Below are 19,371 nucleotides of genomic sequence, written 5' to 3' on the forward strand. Positions count from 1 at the left end.
TTTACGATACCCTATTATATTATCAAAACATATTCATTTAAACAGATAATCCTTTCCAAAGAATTGATATCATTAATTAACATTTATATATGATGTTTGACATAGACAAACTCAAAGAGATGAAACTTTTGGAGTTGCAAGAGATTGCGCAAAAAATTGATGTCCCAAAGTTCCGTCAATTAAAAAAACTTGATTTGGTTTATCAAATATTGGATGTACAAGCTGCAAATCCAAAACAAGTTGTTGAAAAAACAACTTCAGACAATAAACCTAAGAGAAGAAGAATTTCGAAAAATGAAGGCGCACCTGAAATGGCTCCCCCAGCCAGCGACATAAAAAGAGAAATCCTTCCAAAAAAAGAAATTACAAGAGAAGAAGCAAAACCTGTAATCGAACAGAAAAAAAAGGTCAAGGTTGAGCCAACTCATGAAAAAAAGAAATCACCTGTTGATACCGGACCCGTTGTCGAAGACAAAAGGGATCCTAATATCCAACAGAAAAAACCAGCTCAGAAACAAGAGCCTAAAAAACAACATCCTGCACAAGCAAAAGATCAGAAGACTCAGCAGAATCAGAAAAATCCACAACATAAGGATCAGAAACATCAGCAAAAGGATCAAAGAAATCAAAATAATAATCCCAACAATCAACATCAAGGTCATAAGCAACGTGGTAATGAAGCGAATAAACAGGCGAAATACAGAGACCCTGATTTTGAATTTGATGGTATTATTGAAAGCGAGGGTGTATTGGAAATCATGCCAGACAGCTATGGCTTTTTAAGATCTTCAGATTATAATTACCTCTCTTCACCTGATGATATTTATGTGTCCCAGTCTCAAATCAAACTTTTTGGTTTAAAAACGGGAGATACCGTTAAAGGAAAAGTGAGGCCCCCAAAAGAGGGAGAAAAATATTTTCCATTGATCCGTGTAAGTCTTATTAACGGACTCAATCCGAGTATTGTAAGAGACAGGGTATCTTTTGAACACCTTACACCTTTATTTCCTGAGGAAAAATTTAACCTAGCTGAAAAGGGAAGCAATCTTTCTACGCGAATTATTGATCTTTTTTCACCACTTGGAAAGGGCCAAAGAGGTATGATCGTTGCACAACCCAAAACCGGAAAAACAATATTATTAAAAGATATTGCTAATGCAATTGCAGCTAATCACCCTGAAGTTTATCAATTGGTTCTGTTGATTGATGAACGTCCGGAGGAAGTTACCGATATGCAACGCAATGTTAAGGGAGAAGTTATTGCTTCTACTTTTGATGAGTCGGCAGAAAAACACGTAAGAGTTGCCAATATCGTACTTGAAAAAGCCAAAAGGCTTGTAGAATGCGGACATGATGTGGTAATTTTACTCGATTCAATAACACGTCTGGCCAGGGCTTATAACACAGTGGCTCCTGCTTCGGGTAAAATATTATCTGGGGGAATCGATGCTAATGCCTTACACAAACCAAAAAGATTTTTCGGTGCAGCCAGAAATATTGAAAATGGAGGATCTCTCTCTATAATAGCGACTGCGCTTACCGATACAGGTTCTAAAATGGATGAAGTGATTTTTGAAGAATTCAAAGGAACAGGAAATATGGAACTTCAATTAGACAGAAACATTGCTAATAGAAGAATTTATCCTGCTATTGATCTTGTTAAATCAAGCACACGTCGTGATGACCTGCTTCATGAGGATAAGGTGAGACAAAGGATTTGGGTATTGAGAAAATACCTGGCTGATATGAATCCGATAGAAGCCATGGAATTTGTTAAGGACAAAATTAAATATACCAATAACAACGAGGAATTCTTAATGTCTATGAATGGATAAATTTGTGGGATTCTTTAAATTTTAAAGATAATCCAACGTAGCCATGGATAATGAATTGAAAGTCAGATATAAAAATATCTGACTTTTTTTATGGAAAAAGCTTTGTTTATATCTATAAATAATATGTATCTTTGCACGCAGATTAAGTGAAAAATGAATAGCTTTTTCACCATGGTCATTTGGTCATCAGACAGACGCTGGTTTATACCAAATTGAAATATTGAAAAACGTACATAAACATATATCGCGGGATAGAGCAGTAGGTAGCTCGTTGGGCTCATAACCCAAAGGTCGCTGGTTCGAGTCCAGCTCCCGCTACTAGAAAAACCTTTCAGGAAACTGGAAGGTTTTTTTGTTGTAAGAAATTCGTAATGCTTGCATTTAAGAATTTCGATCAACAAAAAATAAATTGCAGAGCAATTTGGTTTTTCTAGTATAGCTTCCCCCTTTTGGCCCATTTTGAAGCGTAGCGGAAAAATGAATCCAGCTGTTCTAATAAAAATATCATTGCGTTAGCCAAATGGTTTTTCTAGTACAGCAACCCTTTTTGGCCCATTTTGAAGCGTAGCGGAAAAATGAATCCAGCTGTTCTAATAAAAATATCATTGCGTTAGCCAATTGGTTTTTCTAGTATAGCTTCCCTCTTTTGGCCCATTTTGAAGCATAGCGGAAAAATGAATCCGGCAGGTCTTACAAATTTAATTAGTTATAAAAAAATCACTAGCAAAGCAGGGTATGTCTTAGTTTTCCTATATTTAACAATTATTAATCAGTTTTGACATCCTTATGAACGACTACGGTATTCTATCCGTTCTCCCCCCTGTTATTGCCATCATATTAGCATTAAAAACCAAACAGGTTTATGTGGCTCTTGTTTTCGGAATTTGGTTTTCATGGCTTATCATCAGTGACTGGAACATCCTTGACGGGACTCTCGCAACCATTGAAGGCATGGTTAATGTTTTTAAATCTGAGGGGAATACGAGAACCATTATGTTCAGCGCTTTGGTAGGTGCCCTGCTCCTTTTTATTCAATATTCAGGAGGTGTAGAAGGGTTTGTTAACCATCTCAACAAACTCATCCAATATTTTGAAAATAAACATATCGGATACAGCAGGGTGATTATACAATTATTAGCCATGCTTACCGGGATTGTACTTTTTGTTGAAACAAGCATAAGCTCACTAACCGTAGGTACTCTGTACAGACCTGTTTTTGACAAACTTAAGATTCCGAGAGAGAAACTGGCTTATATTGCAGATTCGAGCTCCGCTCCAACCTCTATTCTCATTCCCTTTAATGCATGGGGAGCATTTATAATGGGCCTTTTGATAACCCAGAATATAGAAAATCCTTTTAGGGTAATGTTATCATCCATAGCCTATAATTTTTATCCAATACTGGCACTGGTCATACTTTTTATAGTGATTGTGTCGAAAAAGGACATAGGTCCCATGGCAAAAGCCGAAAAGAGAACACGAACCTCCGGTAAATTAATGGATGAAGGTTCTAAACCAATGATTTCAGATGTGATCACATCACTTAAACCAAAAGAAGGTATACGCGCAAAATCATACAATATGGTGATTCCTCTTTTGACCATGGTGATTATGATGCCGGTGAATCTTGTCTATACAGGCTGGTCGAAAGTCGAGAATGCCGATTCTTTCTTAAGCCATGCCTCCAAGGCCATTGGTAATGGGTCAGGATCATCTTCAGTTTTATATGCAGTGATTGCCTCTATTCTGGTTGCTATGATATTGTATCGCTCTCAGGGTATCATGAAATTAAAAGAAATGGTAAATCTTATTCTAAAAGGAATAAGCGAATTAATGCCTCTGGCCCTGTTGATGCTGCTTGCCTTTGCCATTGGTGATGCTTGTAACGAATTAGGAACGGGTCAATATGTTGCGAATTGGTCAAAAGATTGGTTGTCACCCGAATTTTTGCCGGCTGTCGTTTTTGTCATTAGTTCTTTTATAGCATTTTCAACAGGAACTTCATGGGGAACCTTTGCCATCATGCTGGCAATATCCATTCCCATGGCGAAAGTACATGGAACAGAACTTACACTGATTATTGCTGCAACTTTGGGAGGCGGTATTTTTGGAGACCACTGTTCACCCATCTCTGACACGTCTATTATCTCGTCTATGGCGTCGGCAAGCGATCATATTGATCACGTCAGAACACAACTTCCCTATGCACTTCTGGGTGGCCTTATCACCACGATGCTTTATTTAATCCTGGGTTTTGCCATGATCTGATCAAATCACATAAAAAATACAATCCAGCGCGAACAAAGGTGAAAACCTAGTACCTTTGTATTCAAATACAAAGCTAAATGAAACACAAAGCCGGATTTGTCAATATCATCGGAAATCCAAATGTCGGAAAATCGACGCTGATGAACGCCTTGGTTGGCGAACGATTGTCAATTATTACGTCAAAGGCCCAAACCACAAGACACCGAATTTTAGGGATCGTAAATTCAGATGATTATCAGGTGGTGTTTTCGGATACTCCCGGAATTATTAAACCTGCCTATGAACTTCAGGAATCCATGATGGACTTTGTAAAAACTGCATTTGAGGATGCAGATGTTTTGGTCTATATGGTCGAAACCGGTGAGAAAGACCTGAAAAATGAAGCTTTTTTTAATAAAATTAAAAATGTCAAGGTTCCGGTATTGCTGCTGTTAAATAAAATTGACCAGTCTTCGCAAACGGATTTAGAAAATCAAGTTAGTTATTGGAAAGAAACTTTACCAAATGCCGAGATTCACCCTATTTCTGCGCTTGAAAATTTTAATATTGAGACTGTGATGAAGCGAATCGTCGAATTGCTGCCTGAATCACCTCCTTATTATCCCAAAGATCAGCTCACCGACAAACCGGAAAAGTTCTTTGTAAGTGAAACAATAAGAGAAAAGATTCTTATGCATTACAAAAAGGAAATTCCCTACTCCGTTGAAATTGAAATAGAAGAGTTTAAGGAAGAGGCCAAAATAATAAGGATTAGAGCTGTAATTATGGTCGAAAGAGACACGCAAAAAGGAATCATTATCGGCCATAAGGGATTGGCCCTAAAAAGAGTTGGTACTGAAGCCCGTAAGGACCTTGAAAGATTCTTTGCCAAAAAAATATTTATGGACCTTTACGTGAAAGTCAATAAGAACTGGAGGAGCAGTAACAGTCAATTAAAAAGGTTCGGATACAAAGAATAGCTATAGCAGTTCTTTAACTTCTTCGAAATCAAGACCTCCGTAATTACCCGAACTCATCAAAAGCACTGCTGAATCTTCCAGGTTCTTGCTGAACAAAAAGTCTTTAAAAGCTTTGGGATCTGTATAAACAATCAGGTTGTCTCTGTTAAAAGCTTTTGCTATCTGCTGCTCACTAACTTCTTTTAACCTTTTGATCTTCACTGCGTGTGGAGAATAAAACACAACGGCCTCATCAGCTTTGTCAAGTGTGCCCACATACTCTTTGAGAAAATCTTCGTTGAGACTGCTGTAAGTGTGCAATTCAAGACAAGCCAGTAGTTTTCTGTTTGCATATTGCTCTTTTACTGCATTGGTAGTCGCTTCAACTTTCGATGGAGAATGCGCAAAATCCTTAAAAATAACGGTTTGCTCATTTTCACCAATTTTTTCAAGTCTTTTACTCGCTCCTTTAAAATCGGCTATAGCTTCGTAAAACTCTTCCTCGCTCACTCCCAAATGAAAACAAATGCTTCTTGCACCTTCCAGGTTCTGTAAATTATGTTTGCCAAATATCTCCAGCGGGATTTCCCCTTCGGCTGTATCCAGTAATGTCATGCCATTCTCTATCGAATACTCAGGGGTTTTGTAGGGATATTTTTTAATCTGATTTGAAGTTTCTTCAACAACTTTTTTCACCTCCGGATCCTCTTCATTATAAACCATCATTCCGCCTTTAACCATTGTATCTACAAATATTTTAAACTGATCCACGTAATTCTCAAACGTAGGAAATACGTTAATATGATCCCAGGCAATACCGCTTATCAAACCAATATTTGCTTTGTACAAATGGAACTTGGGCCTCAAATCAATGGGGGATGATAAATATTCGTCTCCTTCCAGAACAATGACCTCGTTTTTATCCGTGAGGTGAACCATTCTATCAAATCCGTCTAGTTGAGCTCCTACCATAAAATCAACCTCTATACCGTGATATTTCAACACGTGAAGAATCATTGAGGTTATTGTCGTCTTGCCATGCGAACCTCCTATAACGACCCTGGTCTTGTTTTTGGCATGCTCATACAAAAATTCGGGATACGAATAGATCTCTATCCCCAATTCCTGTGCCCTGATCAGTTCAGGATTATCAGCTTTGGCGTGCATTCCTAAAATTATGGCATCCAATCCAACGTGTATTTTTTCGGGAAACCAACCCAGAGCATCCGGAAGCAGCCCCTTCTCTTTAAGTCTTGATTTTGATGGTTCGAATATTGCGTCATCACTACCGGTTATATGATCGCCTTTGTCATGAAGTGCTAAAGCCAGATTGTGCATGGCACTGCCACCTATAGATATAAAATGTACGTTCATTCTTTAGAATTAGTTGGGTAAAAATACAAATTTAAGTGGTTGAATCAGGCTATTTGATATTGAATTTCCAGAGCTTTTTCTCAGGATCAATTGATTAAAAACATCCAAAATAATTAGTTCCGATCCTTTCGCATCAAAGGCCTGGTCAAACAAGTCGGACCGCCACCTCCCATAACACTTATATGTTCTCCTTGATAGGTAAATACCTCACAACCATGATCAGTCAATCCCTTTTCGGTTTGGGGGTTTCCTGCAAGTATTAAACATTTTTTTGGGCCCAGGGCAAGTACATTACATCCCATCGAATCAAACTCATCCTCAGGAACTTCAATAAGCCGATAACCCCTCAGGAGCAGTTCATTTCTAAAAGCAACAGGCATCAAAGGTGAATAGACAACAGCAAGATCCGCATCGACCGGGCTAAATATTGACATCAGGTGAAATACATCATCAGGTCCTTTGTGGTGTGGTAGTTCAGCCACAATAATCTGAATTCCTTTAGGCTCCAAAAGACCTTTCAACTGATGTATTCCTGCTGTATTCGTTCGGTAAGTATGTCCAACGGCGAGTGTATTTCTATCAAGCCAGGCGACATCTCCTCCTTCAAGTGTTCCCGGGTGCAAAATTTCACCCAACACTTTTATACCATGCTTTTTAAAATATGCCTTTTGGGCTTCAGGCTCCCGGGATCGTTCTTTTTTTCCCATAGCACATAAAATCATACCAAAATCAGTAGCAATTGAAGCATCTCTGCAATATATCGAATCCATACTCAAAGTCTCATTTTCGGGCAAATGACTCACTTCTATGTACTGGCTCTTCAAAATAGATTCAAATGTACTGTATTCTTCATTGGCAATTTTAAGATCAGGTTTATCCAGAAAATTTAGTGTTTTCCATTGTTCAGAAATCAAAAGATCAGAACGGAAAGCAGCAGCTGCCGATTTGATTAAAACCGTTTCCAGTGTAAGATACTCTGTATGGGATGTTTTACTCATTATGTCGATTTTTGGCCTTAGTCATTTCTGTATAATACGGGATACAAAGCATGACTAACAACAGGCCAATATCCTCTTGATCATCAGACCCATTACAAAGATGCCACTCTCCTTTAATCCTGCTTTTTTGAGTCGATTTTCACAGTAAGGTCAGGTTTTAATTCTATTTTAATTACTACTTTAGTCGCAATTATACAACAATTTAAAGTATAAACCTTATGCGGCATAAATTCACTATTGACCCTGATATAACTAAGGCCAGTACCCTGCCTTCTTCCTTTTACAGAAGTCAGATTGTATTTGAAGACATCAAGGAAAAGATCTTTTTAAAATCCTGGCAGTTTATAGGAGATGAAGCACTGGTGAAATTGCCTAAATCGGCCCATCCTTTTGTTTTACTGGAGGGATATTTAACCGAACCTCTTCTGCTCACAAGAGATGAAAAAGGAGATATCCATTGTATGAGCAATGTATGTACCCATAGGGCCAATCTAGTTGTTTTGGGCGATGGAAAATATAAAAAGCTAACTTGCATGTATCATGGGCGCAGGTTTGACCTCAAGGGGAATTTTGAACATATGCCCGAGTTTCAAAACGCCAAGAATTTTCCCCGTGAATGCGATGGTTTGCACAGGTTTAATTTGCGTCATTGGGGTCAGTTATTGTTCACCGGATTAGACCCTGCTTTTAATTTTGACGAAGTCATCAGTATCATGCAGGAACGCATCGGGTTTCTCCCTTTGCATGAATTAAGATTTGACGCCTCCCTTTCAAAAGAATACCTGGTTCAGGCGCACTGGGCCCTTTACTGCGATAATTATCTCGAAGGCTTTCACGTTCCTTTTGTGCATGAAGATCTAAACAAGGTTCTTGATTATGGGAGTTATACAACCGAAATTTACAAATACTGTAACCTTCAGGTTGGTTATACTAATCATGCCGGTGAAACCTTTGACTTACCTCAAGGGCATACAGATCATGGCAAAAATGTAGCGGCCTATTATTACTGGGTCTTTCCGAATATGATGTTTAATTTTTACCCCTGGGGCCTTTCGGTCAATATTGTCAAACCAGTTAGCCTAAACAGGACCAAGGTTTCGTTCATCAGTTATGTACTTGATCCTGAAAAGCTTGAAAAAGGGGCAGGGCAGGCATTGGATAAAGTAGAGCGAGAGGATGAATTTGTGGTTGAAAATGTTCAAAAAGGAATAAATTCCTCCTTTTATAAGGCAGGGAGGTTTTCACCCGAACGCGAAAAGGGAGTGCACCATTTTCACAGGTTGCTTGCAGAATTCATAAGCCGTTAATTCAATTTAAAACTCCATTCATTTTCACTGAGTTCGTCAAGCAGTTCTTTGGTGATATTGATCTTGGAACTTCTGCTCGGCATATTGAGCTTGAGTTTTTCTTTCTGATCGAATATCAAAAAATTGAGATGCTGGTTTCCCGGATGTTTCTTAAAAACCTCATCAAATTCGTGAATAGCTTTTTCATTAATACCGTCAATCGGTACCTGTAAAGTTATTTTTTTAGCCATTTTCCCTAAAACATCCTGCAACTGCTGTATTGTTGTGATTTGCACCCTTACATCTCCATTCTGCCATGCCCTTCGCATTACTGTTTTAAGATATAAGAAAGTGTTTGGGATCAAAAAATGCCTGTATTTTAAATAATCTTCATTAAAAAGCCTGAATTCATAGGCGTCGCTGTAATCTTCAAAAGTAAACATCCCCCATGGTTTTCCGTTTTTACTTACCCTGTGCTGTACATCGGTGATGATCCCGGCAAATGCCAATTCCTTACCTTCCAATTGGTTGATGTTCTTTAAGCTGTCAACCCTTGCATTGCAGAAATACTGTATTTCAGTTTTAAAATCGTCAAGGGGATGACCCGAAATATAAATCCCTATCATTTCCTTTTCCTTGGAAAGTTTCTCCATCACATTCCAAGGTTCACAAGGAGGTATAACGGGTTCTTCAAACTGCACCTCAGATGCCTCCCCAAAAAGGGACACCTGTGCCGAATTCTTGCTCTCCTGAAACTTATTCCCGTATCGAATGGCTTTTTCAATAAAAGTGATTCCTTTTTCGTCGAGCGCAAAGTATTGAGATCTGTTGGCGGTTTCAAAAGAATCAAAGCCCCCTGCCAGTACCAAACCGTCAAAGGCCTTTTTATTCGCAGACCTAAGATCTACCCTTTTGGTAACATCAAAGATCGAACGGTAATTGCCGTTCTCCTTTCTCTCATCGACAATGGCGCGCACAGCTGCAGCTCCCACCCCTCTGATAGCGCCCATACCAAATCTGATCGCTCCTTGTTTGTTTACAGAAAACTTATAATAGGATTCATTGATGTCAGGGCCGAGCACTTCAATCCCGGACCTCCTGCATTCCTCCATAAAAAACGATACCTGTTTAATATCATTCATATTATTACTGAGCACAGAGGCCATGTATTCGGCAGGATAATGTGCTTTCAAATAAGCTGTCTGATAAGCTATAAAGGCGTAGCAAGTAGAGTGCGACTTATTGAAAGCGTAAGCGGCGAATGCCTCCCAGTCTTTCCATATCTTCTCTAAAATTTCTTCGGGATGGTTATTCTTTTTTCCACCTTCTATAAACAGGGGTTTTAATTTTTCAAGCAAGGCAAAAATCTTTTTTCCCATCGCCTTACGGAGCATATCCGCCTGACCCTTGGTAAAATTTGCCAGTTTTTGCGATAAAAGCATTACTTGCTCCTGATAAACTGTAATTCCATATGTTTCCTTGAGATACTCTTCCATATCCGGTAAATCATATGCTATTTCTTCTCTGCCGTGTTTGCGGTCAATAAAAGAAGGAATATATTCCATTGGCCCCGGCCTGTAAAGGGCATTCATGGCTATCAGGTCTGCGAATTCAGTCGGCTTGAGCGACTTCATGTGCTTCTGCATTCCGGGAGATTCATATTGGAATATCCCAATGGTTTCCCCTCTCTGAAATAAGGCATAAGTTTTCTCATCATCCAACGGGAATTCATCCGGTTCAAGATCAATATTGTGCAGGGCCTTCACGATCTTAACAGTATCCTTAATTAATGTTAGTGTTTTTAACCCCAGGAAATCCATTTTAAGCAAACCAGCATCCTCTACTACTCCGTTATCAAACTGGGTAACATACATATCTGTTCCTTTGGCAGTTGCAACAGGAATCAGGTTCGTAATATCTTCAGGTGTAATGATCACTCCACAGGCATGGGTACCAGTATTTCTGACCGAACCTTCAAGCATTCTGGCCTGTTTGATGGTTTCTGCTTCAACCCCGTTCCCTTCAGCCATGTTTTTCAATTCATCCACATTTGACTTTTCCTCACTTCGCAAAGCCTTTACCTTGGAGACACTTTTTTCATCGGTTCCAAAAATATTATTCAACTTCAGGCCAGGAATCAATTTGGCAATTCGGTCGGCATCCGAAAGAGGAAGATCAAGTACCCGGGCCGTATCCCTGATCGAAGATTTGGCAGCCATAGTTCCATAAGTAATGATCTGGGCTACCTGGTTCGATCCGTACTTATTGATTACATAGTCGATCACTCTTTGTCTTCCTTCATCGTCAAAATCGATATCAATATCCGGTAATGAAACCCTGTCAGGGTTGAGAAAACGCTCAAAAAGAAGATCGTATTTGATAGGGTCAATATTCGTAATACCCAGGCAATAGGCAACTGCAGACCCTGCGGCAGAACCCCTTCCCGGCCCGACAGAAACACCCATCCTACGCGCCTCTTTAATAAAATCCTCTACAATAAGGAAATAGCCGGGATAACCTGTCTTTTCGATAATCATCAATTCAAAATCAAGCCTTTCCTTTATAGCCTCACTAAGGTCTTTATACCTGTGCTTCGCTCCTTCAAAAGTTAAATGCCTTAAATAGGCATTCTCCCCTCTTTTGCCTCCATCCTCCTGATCTTTGGGATTGTAGAACTGCTCCGGCATTTCGAACTTCGGTAACAGCACATCTCTGGCAAGGTCATATATCTCAACCTTGTCGATCACTTCCTGAATGTTGATAATCGCTTCGGGAACATGCTGAAAAAGAGTTTTCATCTCATCCTGCCCTTTAAAATAATATTCATCGTTAGGCAGGCCATATCTAAATCCGCGACCCCTTCCTTTTGGGGTTGCCATCTTTTCGCCATCTTTTACGCAGAGTAGTATATCATGAGCGAGTGAATCGGATTTTTTGAGATAAAACGTATTATTCGTGGCGATCAGCTTTACTTTATGCTTTTTTGAAAACCCGACCAGGACCTCATTAATATGCTTTTCATTTTCCTGCTGATGGTCACTGATCTCCAGGTAAAAATCATCTTTGAAGTTTTCCTTCCACCACAACAGTGCCTGCTCAGCCTGATGTTCTCCTATGTTGAGTATTTTATTCGGTATTTCTCCATTGACACCGCCGCTTAACACAATTACATCCTCCTTGTATTTTTGGATCAATTGTTTATCTATTCTTGGAACATAGTAAAATCCATCGATATAGGCTGCAGACGCCAGCTTTGCCAGATTATGGTATCCATTTTTATTCTTGGCAAGGAGCACCACCTGATATCCATTGTCTTTAAAAGATTTGTCCAAATGATTCTCACAAACATTGAATTCACACCCAACGATTGGCTTTATCGCCTGATCATTATTCTTGTTGTGATTCAATATTTCCTTGACGAAAACAAAAGCGCCCATCATATTACCTGTATCAGTCAAGGCAACCGCGGGCATCTTATCTGCACTGGTGGCATGAACCAGATCTGTGATACTGGAAGTGGATTGTAAAATGGAATATTGTGAATGATTGTGTAAATGCGCAAATGAAGCCTTTTGAAGGTCCTCCTGCCTGTGTGAACTTATAACTGCGTCTTTGGCATCTGATTTCTCCTTCTTTTTACGGATTTTTTTACTTTCCTTCTTTAAGTTCAAATGATCCAAACCTTCAGGAGCAATAACACCTTTGTTATGTTCTGTAAAATTGACAAAATAAGAACTGTCAACTTCCAATTCCTCCTTTGAATAATGGCCGTTCCTCAATAACTCCAAAAAACACCTGGTGGTGGCCTCAACATCTGCGGTTGCATTATGAGCTTCTTCAAACGGCTCCCGAAAAAGTTTTTCATGGAGTTCTGTTAAGGTCGGAAGTTTGAACTTTCCAAACCTCCCTCCCGGAATTTCACACAATAATGCCGTTTTCTCTGTACAGGTGTCTAGTACGGGCAAATTGTTCAGCTCGGTCCTGATATCAGACCTGTGAAATTCAGCACCCATAATATTCAAATCAAACTTCAGGTTCTGGCCGACGATAAATTTGGTTTTCGACAAGGCTTCGTTGAACAAATTCAATACCTCAATAAGAGGTTTTCCCTGCTGAAGGGCCAGGTCTGTCGAAATCCCATGAATCTGTTCGGCATCATAAGGAATTTTATAATGATCAGGAATAATCAGAAAATCCTGATGAGAAATCATTCTTCCCATGTCATCATGTAACTGCCATGCAATCTGCACGCAACGAGGCCAGTTGTCAACATCCGTAATGGGGGCATTCCAGTTCTTGGGCAAACCTGTAGTCTCAGTGTCAAAAATCAAATACATGCAGTGAAATGTTTTGTGAAGATTTTAAAGCCATAAAAATAGGTATTTACACCTTTCCCATGAAAGGATAGGTGGGTAATTTTATCAACAATGATCCACAAGTAATACGAGTTTCTTCTCAATGTTGAATTCTGATTTATAGATAGATAATAAATCATATTTTTAATTTGAGATTCAATATTATTTAGTAATTTTGCGCCCTACTTCGAGAAAGTAGCAATATTATATTAATAACTTAGGTCGTGAACCTAAAAATTTAAAACAATTATGTCAGTAAAAATTAGATTACAAAGACACGGTAGAAAAGGAAAACCATTTTTTTGGATAGTGGCAGCTGATGCTCGTTCTAAAAGAGACGGTAGATCTTTGGAAAAACTAGGGACTTACAATCCTAACACAAATCCTGCAACTATAGAATTAGATGTGGACGCATCGGTTAAATGGCTTCAAAATGGCGCCCAACCAACTGATACTGCCCGAGCGATTTTATCTTACAAAGGTGCAATGTTAAAAAATCACCTTGCCATCGGTGTTAGAAAAGGTGCTTTAACTGAAGAGCAGGCAGAAACAAAATTCCAGGCCTGGCTAGATGAAAAAGCTTCAAAAGTTTCAGAGAAGGAAGGAAAGCTTGCCAAAGCTCAGGAAGATGCAAAAAAAGCTATATTTGAAGCTGAAAAAGCTGTAAATGCAAATCGTAAAGCAGCAGCTGATGAGGCTGAAAACGAAGCAATTAAAGCAGAAGCTGATGCAAAAGCCGCAGCTGCGGCAGCTGTAAAGGCTAAAGAAGTAGTAGAAGATGAGGCTCCTCAAACTATTGATGAAGCTGCTCAACAAGCTAAAGAAGAAGAAAAATAATATATTTTTCATATATTTTTAAAAACCTGATATGAATGTATCAGGTTTTTTTATTTTAAATTTGCTTCAATACAACAAACAGGTAAATGAATAAAGAGGATTGTTTTTATCTTGGAAAGATCGTTAAGAAATACAGTTTCAAAGGAGAACTTATCCTAAAACTTGACACTGATGAGCCTGAGATTTACGAAAACCTAAACGTTATTTTTCTGGATCTGGGAAAAAATCTGGTACCCTACTTTATTGAAAAAAGTTTGTTCCAAAAAGGAAATCATCTTCGCATTCAATTCGAAGATGTATACTCAGAAGCAGATGCAGAAGTATTATTAAAAAGAGATGCGTATTTACCGCTAAATCTCCTTCCAAAATTAAAAGGAAATAAATTTTATTTCCATGAGGTCACGGGATTTATTCTTGAAGATGTTCATTATGGTAAGGTTGGAGTAATCGATTCGATTAATGATGTATCTGCACAAGCCTTGTTTGTTGTCAAAACAGATGAAGGCGAAATTTTCATTCCTATGGTCGATGATTTTATAGAGGATATTGACAGGAAAAACAAGAAAATTACGGTAAGAACTCCTGAGGGTCTTATTGACATGAACAAGGCTTAAATTTTTACTGATGTCAGAAAAACCCTTCCATTTTAAGGAGTTTAGTATTTCTCAAGATCAATGTGCCATGAAAATAGGAACTGATGGCGTATTGCTTGGTTCCTGGGTAAATATTCCGGAAGATACAGAATCTATCCTCGATATTGGAACCGGTACCGGGCTTATTGCTTTGCAAATGGCTCAAAGGAGCGAGGCGCTGATGATTGATGCCTTGGAAATTGAAGACAAGGCTTTTGAACAAGCCGTTGAAAATTTTGAAAACAGTTCCTGGGCCGACCGACTATTTTGTTATCACGCTTCTATTCAGGGATTTGCAGAAGAAATGGAGGAACAATATGACCTGATCATTAGTAACCCTCCATATTTTAATGACACTTTTAAAGACCTGGCTCAAGAACGAGCCCTTGCAAGACACACCGGCGAACTCAGTTACGAGGAACTCTTAGCGTCGGTCTCCAAACTTTTATTACCGAATGGGAGTTGTGCCTTTATCATACCTTTCAGGGAAGAATCCGAGTTTCTATCAAAAGCCTCAGAAAACAACCTTTATCCATTAAGGATTACAAGAGTACGCGGAAACAAACAGAGCCCCGTTATCAGGAGCCTTGTCCAATTCACAAAGAAGCCTCAAACAACGAGTACGAACGAACTCGTCATTGAAACAAAGAGGCACGTATACACAAAAGAATATACTGAGCTTGCAAAAGATTTCTATTTAAATATGTGATTCCTACTGCTCCCTTGAACGATGTCTGAAGATAATGATCAGGGCAACCGAAGCAAACATGAGCAAGCTATAGGACAAAGGAACAATTGTACACGCAGGATTATTTAAGGGCAGCGTGGCAATAGTGATTGCCAAAGTCCCGCTTTGAATACCGGACTCAATTGATATAGTAACCACTTGATTTCTAAGTAATTTAAATAATAAAGCCAAAATAAACCCACCTTGTAAGCTTTCCCGATACCATTAACGAACCAAAATAATACTATCTAAGCTCCAAGATTATTTGGGTTGTATCCCAAATACGGTACTTCTTTCTCATTGAATCTTATGCCGTGATTTTCCAGCTCCTTTAAAATCGGATCGTAGACCTCTTTGCGGATAGGCAACTGAACTCCAGGGCTTTTAATACGTCCATTCAAGATAGCCAGTGTGGCAATCGCCACGGGCAATCCAACCGTCTTTGCCATAGCCGTAAAAGTTTGATCCTCACCGATAACCACCATGTTTGATTCAATTTGTTTTTTTATACCATCCTTTTCATAACCGAATTTATGATACATCACTATCATATCCTTATCCTCTTCTTTCAGCGTCCAGCTATCCATGAGAATGCGTTGCAGAACCTGGGCAGGCGTCGCATCTTTTAGGCCTACCTTTTTTTTGGCATTGAACAAATCCAGTTCCAATAATTTATCCCAAATCACGTCATCCTGATCGATCTTTAGATAATGCCTTAATTTCAGTTCAACAGAATCATGCGGTTTATAGGGTAAAAAAGAATTGGTAAAATCCCGGTAACTCATGTTTTCAGAACCTTCCATAATAAAGCTGTCATCGGTCATCCCCAGTTGAACAAAAATATTCCAGGCTCTCGAAAAACCTACCCTTCTTATGGTCCCCCTGTACAGGGTTAGAATATCTTCCAGGCCATATACCTCTCTGTAATTCAAGGAGTCACGATTGGCCAGGGCCTCAAACTTGCCATAACCTTCAATAGAAAGAAACTCAGTTCTTCTAAACAATTTGTGATAAGGTATATATTTGTATTTTCCTTCCTGTATGAATTTGGCAATACCACCTTGCCCGGCAATGACAACGTTTCTTGGATTCCAGGTAAATTTATAGTTCCATAGATTATTATCACTTTCAGGAGCAACCAAGCCTCCTGTAAAAGATTCAAAAAGCAGCATTTTACCACCTTGTGCCTTGATTCGGTCAATGACATGCATAGCACTCATATGATCGATTCCCGGATCCAGGCCAATTTCGTTCATAAAGACAAGTCCTTTCTCAACCACTTCATTGTTCATTGCCTTGAGTTCTTTTGAAATATACGACGCCGTTACCAGGTTCTTTCCAAACTCAAGACAGTCTTTGGCAATTTCCAAATGAAACCTGGCAGGCAGCATGGAAATCACAATATCGGCGCACTTTACTAATTCTTTGCGGCTTTCAATATTAAAAATATCCAACTCTATTACTTCGCAATTTTCATGATCAGCAGCAAGTTTTCTGGCATTTTCTACCGAAATATCTGCGATGACCACTTTTAATTTCTCCTCAGCGGATTTTTCTAAAAGATACCTCACTAAAGCAGCAGAAGACCTGCCGGCACCTACGATTAATATACGTCTCATGACTCTTAACTTGTTTGCCCAAATGTAATTAATTTGATGTGAATTACCCTTGAGAAAACCCTAATCTTTAACACATTTTTTTTGTGCTAAAACCCTCAAAAAATAATTTCTTCGCTTGAAATACTGTTTTTTAATCTTACTTTTACCAATATCAATATTTGATCATATGAAAAGTAAAATTATGGCAATGGCGGCCTTCTTAGGAATGCTCACCATCATTCTTGGAGCATTTGGGGCACATGCCTTAAAAGAAAAACTCGATGCTGAATCCATGCAAAGTTTTGAAACTGGCGTTCGCTATATGATGTATCATGTATTAGCCGTACTTCTTATTCAAAACAGTGCGTTGCTCACGGAAAAAGTAAAGAATAAAATTTCCCTTTTATTTTTTACAGGTATCATTTTCTTCTCCGGTTCGATATTTGTAATTGCCCTTGATCTTATCCCCGCGGGTGCTATCTGGTTTGTAACCCCTTTAGGAGGTTTGTTTTTTATTTTAGGATGGTTGATGGCCGGAATAACATTTTTTAAATCCGGGGATAAAAATCGCAAATAGCAGTTCTTTAAAAAATCAAATTGCTTTTATTATTACCTCATTTATGATGCTTAAAACCAAAATAGTTTTTATTAGATTCTGATCTCTTTTATTTTCTGATATTTTTAACATTTTATAGTGAATTATTGTTGCATCCCTTTGTTATTCTTAGTACTTTTAGGATGTAAATTTTTTGCTTACCTAAACGAAAACGTTATCGTGAATATCCTTGCAAATGCTGATAATTGTCATAAAAGTGAGGTTATGTTTATGCGTAAATTTGCTAAAGAAATCAAAACAATTAACACTTAAATTTTGACCTATGGAAGTTCTAACAAAATCAGTAATCAGCTCATTAAATGACTTAGGAATTAAAAACCCAAAAGAGATTATCTACAACCCATCATATGACGAATTATATGAGTACGAATTGTCCCCTGATTTAGAAGGATATGAAAGAGGATTCAAAACAGAATTAGGTGCAATCAATGTAATGACAGGTAAATTCACGGGTCGTTCTCCTAAAGATAAATATATAGTCAAAGACGACATAACCAAAGATACGATCTGGTGGACTTCTGAAAAAGCTAAGAATGACAACAAGCCAATCACTCAGGCTGTTTGGAACGACCTCAAAGAATTGGTTGTTGAAGAGCTTTCAGGTAAAAAATTATTTGTAGTTGATACTTTTTGTGGTGCTAACGAAGACACGAGACTTAAAGTTAGATTCGTTGTTGAAGTTCCATGGCAAGCCCACTTTGTTAAAAACATGTTCATCAGACCGACTGCCGAAGAATTGGAAACTTTTGGAGATCCTGATTTTGTGGTCCTTAACGGTTCAGAAACCGTAAATAAAAAATGGAAAGAGCACGGTTTAAATTCAGAAGTATTTACTGTGTTTAACCTTACTGAAAAAATGCAGGTGATCGGTGGAACATGGTATGGTGGAGAGATGAAAAAAGGTATGTTCGCCATGATGAACTACTATCTTCCTCAAAGAGGAATGGCATCTATGCACTGTTCTGCAAATGTTGGCGAAGATGGAGATACAGCAATTTTCTTTGGACTTTCCGGAACCGGTAAAACAACGCTTTCGACAGACCCAAAAAGAAAACTGATTGGTGATGATGAGCACGGCTGGGATGATCAGGGTGTCTTTAACTTTGAAGGCGGATGTTATGCAAAAACAATAGATCTTGACCACGAAGCAGAACCAGATATCTATGAAGCCATTACAAGAGATGCTTTATTAGAAAATGTAACGGTTGATGAGAATGGTAAAATAGATTTTACAGATGGTTCTGTGACACAAAATACCAGAGTATCTTATCCTATTTATCACATTGACAATATAGTAAAACCAGTTTCCAAAGCAGGTCATGCCAATAAGGTGATCTTTTTGACAGCAGATGCTTATGGTGTAATGCCTCCAGTATCTAAACTGACTCCGGAGCAAACCAAGTACCACTTCCTTTCAGGTTTCACAGCTAAACTTGCGGGAACTGAAAGAGGAGTAACTGAACCAACACCTACTTTTTCAGCTTGTTATGGTGCAGCTTTCTTAACACTTCATCCAACAAAATACGGTGAGGAACTGGTTAAAAAGATGGAAGAACACAATGCTCAGGCTTACCTGGTAAACACAGGTTGGAACGGAACCGGAAAACGTATCTCTATTCAGGATACCAGAGGTATCATTGACAGAATTCTGGACGGATCAATTGACAGAGCTGAAACCAAGGTGATCCCCGTGTTTAATCTTGAAGTACCAACTTCTTTAAAAGAAGTACATGATAATATCCTTGACCCAAGAGATACCTATGAAGATGTTGCAGAATGGAACAGGAAGGCTCAAAAATTGGCTGGATTATTCATCAATAACTTCGAGAAATATACAGATAATGAAGAAGGAAAATCATTAGTTGCTGCCGGACCGCAGTTAGGCTAAAGAATCGCTTTTCTACAAA

13 protein-coding genes and 1 tRNA gene are annotated in these 19,371 nt (G+C 38.7%); 10 read left to right on the forward strand and 4 right to left on the reverse strand.

Annotated elements, in window-relative coordinates; all coding sequences use genetic code 11:
• The first annotated feature begins 92 nt into the window (after positions 1-92).
• From rho to era, 4 genes are all read left to right on the forward strand, one after another.
• Positions 93-1,835, forward strand: coding sequence for a transcription termination factor Rho (gene rho / locus AABB81_RS06655; RefSeq protein WP_342159670.1), 1,743 nt, complete (start codon positions 93-95; stop codon positions 1,833-1,835).
• A 245-nt stretch (positions 1,836-2,080) separates the two neighbouring features.
• Positions 2,081-2,153: transfer RNA gene (locus tag AABB81_RS06660), tRNA-Met, on the forward strand.
• A 468-nt stretch (positions 2,154-2,621) separates the two neighbouring features.
• Positions 2,622-4,103 carry a Na+/H+ antiporter NhaC family protein gene (locus AABB81_RS06665; protein ID WP_342159425.1) on the forward strand — a complete coding sequence of 494 codons (1,482 nt, stop codon included), beginning with the start codon at positions 2,622-2,624 and terminating at the stop codon, positions 4,101-4,103.
• Positions 4,104-4,180: 77 nt separating this feature from the next.
• The gene (gene era, locus AABB81_RS06670; protein WP_342159426.1) at positions 4,181-5,062 is read left to right on the forward strand and encodes a GTPase Era; all 882 of its coding nucleotides are present in this window, start codon (positions 4,181-4,183) and stop codon (positions 5,060-5,062) included.
• Here era and AABB81_RS06675 read toward each other — a convergent pair whose 3' ends face one another.
• Together AABB81_RS06675 and AABB81_RS06680 are read right to left on the reverse strand one after the other, a co-directional pair.
• On the reverse strand, positions 5,063-6,415 hold the full coding sequence (locus AABB81_RS06675) for a UDP-N-acetylmuramate--L-alanine ligase (RefSeq protein ID WP_342159427.1): 1,353 nt from the start codon (positions 6,413-6,415) through the stop codon (positions 5,063-5,065). It lies immediately after the preceding gene.
• A 113-nt stretch (positions 6,416-6,528) separates the two neighbouring features.
• On the reverse strand, positions 6,529-7,413 hold the full coding sequence (locus AABB81_RS06680) for a dimethylarginine dimethylaminohydrolase family protein (protein WP_342159428.1): 885 nt from the start codon (positions 7,411-7,413) through the stop codon (positions 6,529-6,531).
• Positions 7,414-7,631: 218 nt separating this feature from the next.
• Here AABB81_RS06680 and AABB81_RS06685 point away from each other — a divergent pair, with 218 nt between their 5' ends.
• Positions 7,632-8,720, forward strand: a complete 1,089-nt coding sequence (locus AABB81_RS06685) for an aromatic ring-hydroxylating oxygenase subunit alpha (RefSeq protein WP_342159429.1) — start codon at positions 7,632-7,634, stop codon at positions 8,718-8,720.
• On the opposite strand, the gene dnaE is transcribed toward AABB81_RS06685, so the two are convergent.
• Positions 8,717-13,036, reverse strand: coding sequence for a DNA polymerase III subunit alpha (gene dnaE, locus AABB81_RS06690; protein ID WP_342159430.1), 4,320 nt, complete (start codon positions 13,034-13,036; stop codon positions 8,717-8,719). The genes AABB81_RS06685 and dnaE overlap by 4 nt on opposite strands.
• A 267-nt stretch (positions 13,037-13,303) precedes the next feature.
• Between dnaE and AABB81_RS06695 the strand changes: the two genes are divergently transcribed.
• The 3 genes from AABB81_RS06695 to AABB81_RS06705 all read left to right on the forward strand — a co-directional run bounded on the left by AABB81_RS06695 (position 13,304) and on the right by AABB81_RS06705 (position 15,232).
• Positions 13,304-13,891: a 30S ribosomal protein S16 gene (locus tag AABB81_RS06695; RefSeq protein WP_342159431.1), complete on the forward strand. Its 588-nt coding sequence runs from the start codon at positions 13,304-13,306 to the stop codon at positions 13,889-13,891.
• A gap of 86 nt (positions 13,892-13,977) precedes the next feature.
• Entirely contained in the window at positions 13,978-14,505 is a 528-nt protein-coding gene (gene rimM, locus AABB81_RS06700) for a ribosome maturation factor RimM (RefSeq protein WP_342159433.1), read from the forward strand.
• 10 nt (positions 14,506-14,515) lie between these two features.
• A complete protein-coding gene (locus AABB81_RS06705; protein ID WP_342159434.1) occupies positions 14,516-15,232 on the forward strand; it encodes a tRNA1(Val) (adenine(37)-N6)-methyltransferase in 717 nt (238 codons plus the stop codon).
• A gap of 266 nt (positions 15,233-15,498) precedes the next feature.
• On the opposite strand, the gene AABB81_RS06710 is transcribed toward AABB81_RS06705, so the two are convergent.
• Positions 15,499-16,869 (reverse strand): saccharopine dehydrogenase family protein, encoded by a 1,371-nt coding sequence (locus AABB81_RS06710; RefSeq protein WP_342159435.1) that lies wholly within the window; start codon positions 16,867-16,869, stop codon positions 15,499-15,501.
• A gap of 166 nt (positions 16,870-17,035) precedes the next feature.
• On the opposite strand from AABB81_RS06710, the gene AABB81_RS06715 reads away from it, so the two are divergent.
• Together AABB81_RS06715 and pckA are read left to right on the forward strand one after the other, a co-directional pair.
• On the forward strand, positions 17,036-17,425 hold the full coding sequence (locus AABB81_RS06715; protein WP_342159436.1) for a DUF423 domain-containing protein: 390 nt from the start codon (positions 17,036-17,038) through the stop codon (positions 17,423-17,425).
• A 301-nt stretch (positions 17,426-17,726) separates the two neighbouring features.
• Positions 17,727-19,352 carry a phosphoenolpyruvate carboxykinase (ATP) gene (gene pckA, locus AABB81_RS06720; RefSeq protein ID WP_342159437.1) on the forward strand — a complete coding sequence of 542 codons (1,626 nt, stop codon included), beginning with the start codon at positions 17,727-17,729 and terminating at the stop codon, positions 19,350-19,352.
• Positions 19,353-19,371: the final 19 nt, after the last annotated feature.

Source organism: Lutimonas vermicola, from assembly GCF_038433205.1.
Lineage (GTDB): Bacteria > Bacteroidota > Bacteroidia > Flavobacteriales > Flavobacteriaceae > Lutimonas > Lutimonas vermicola.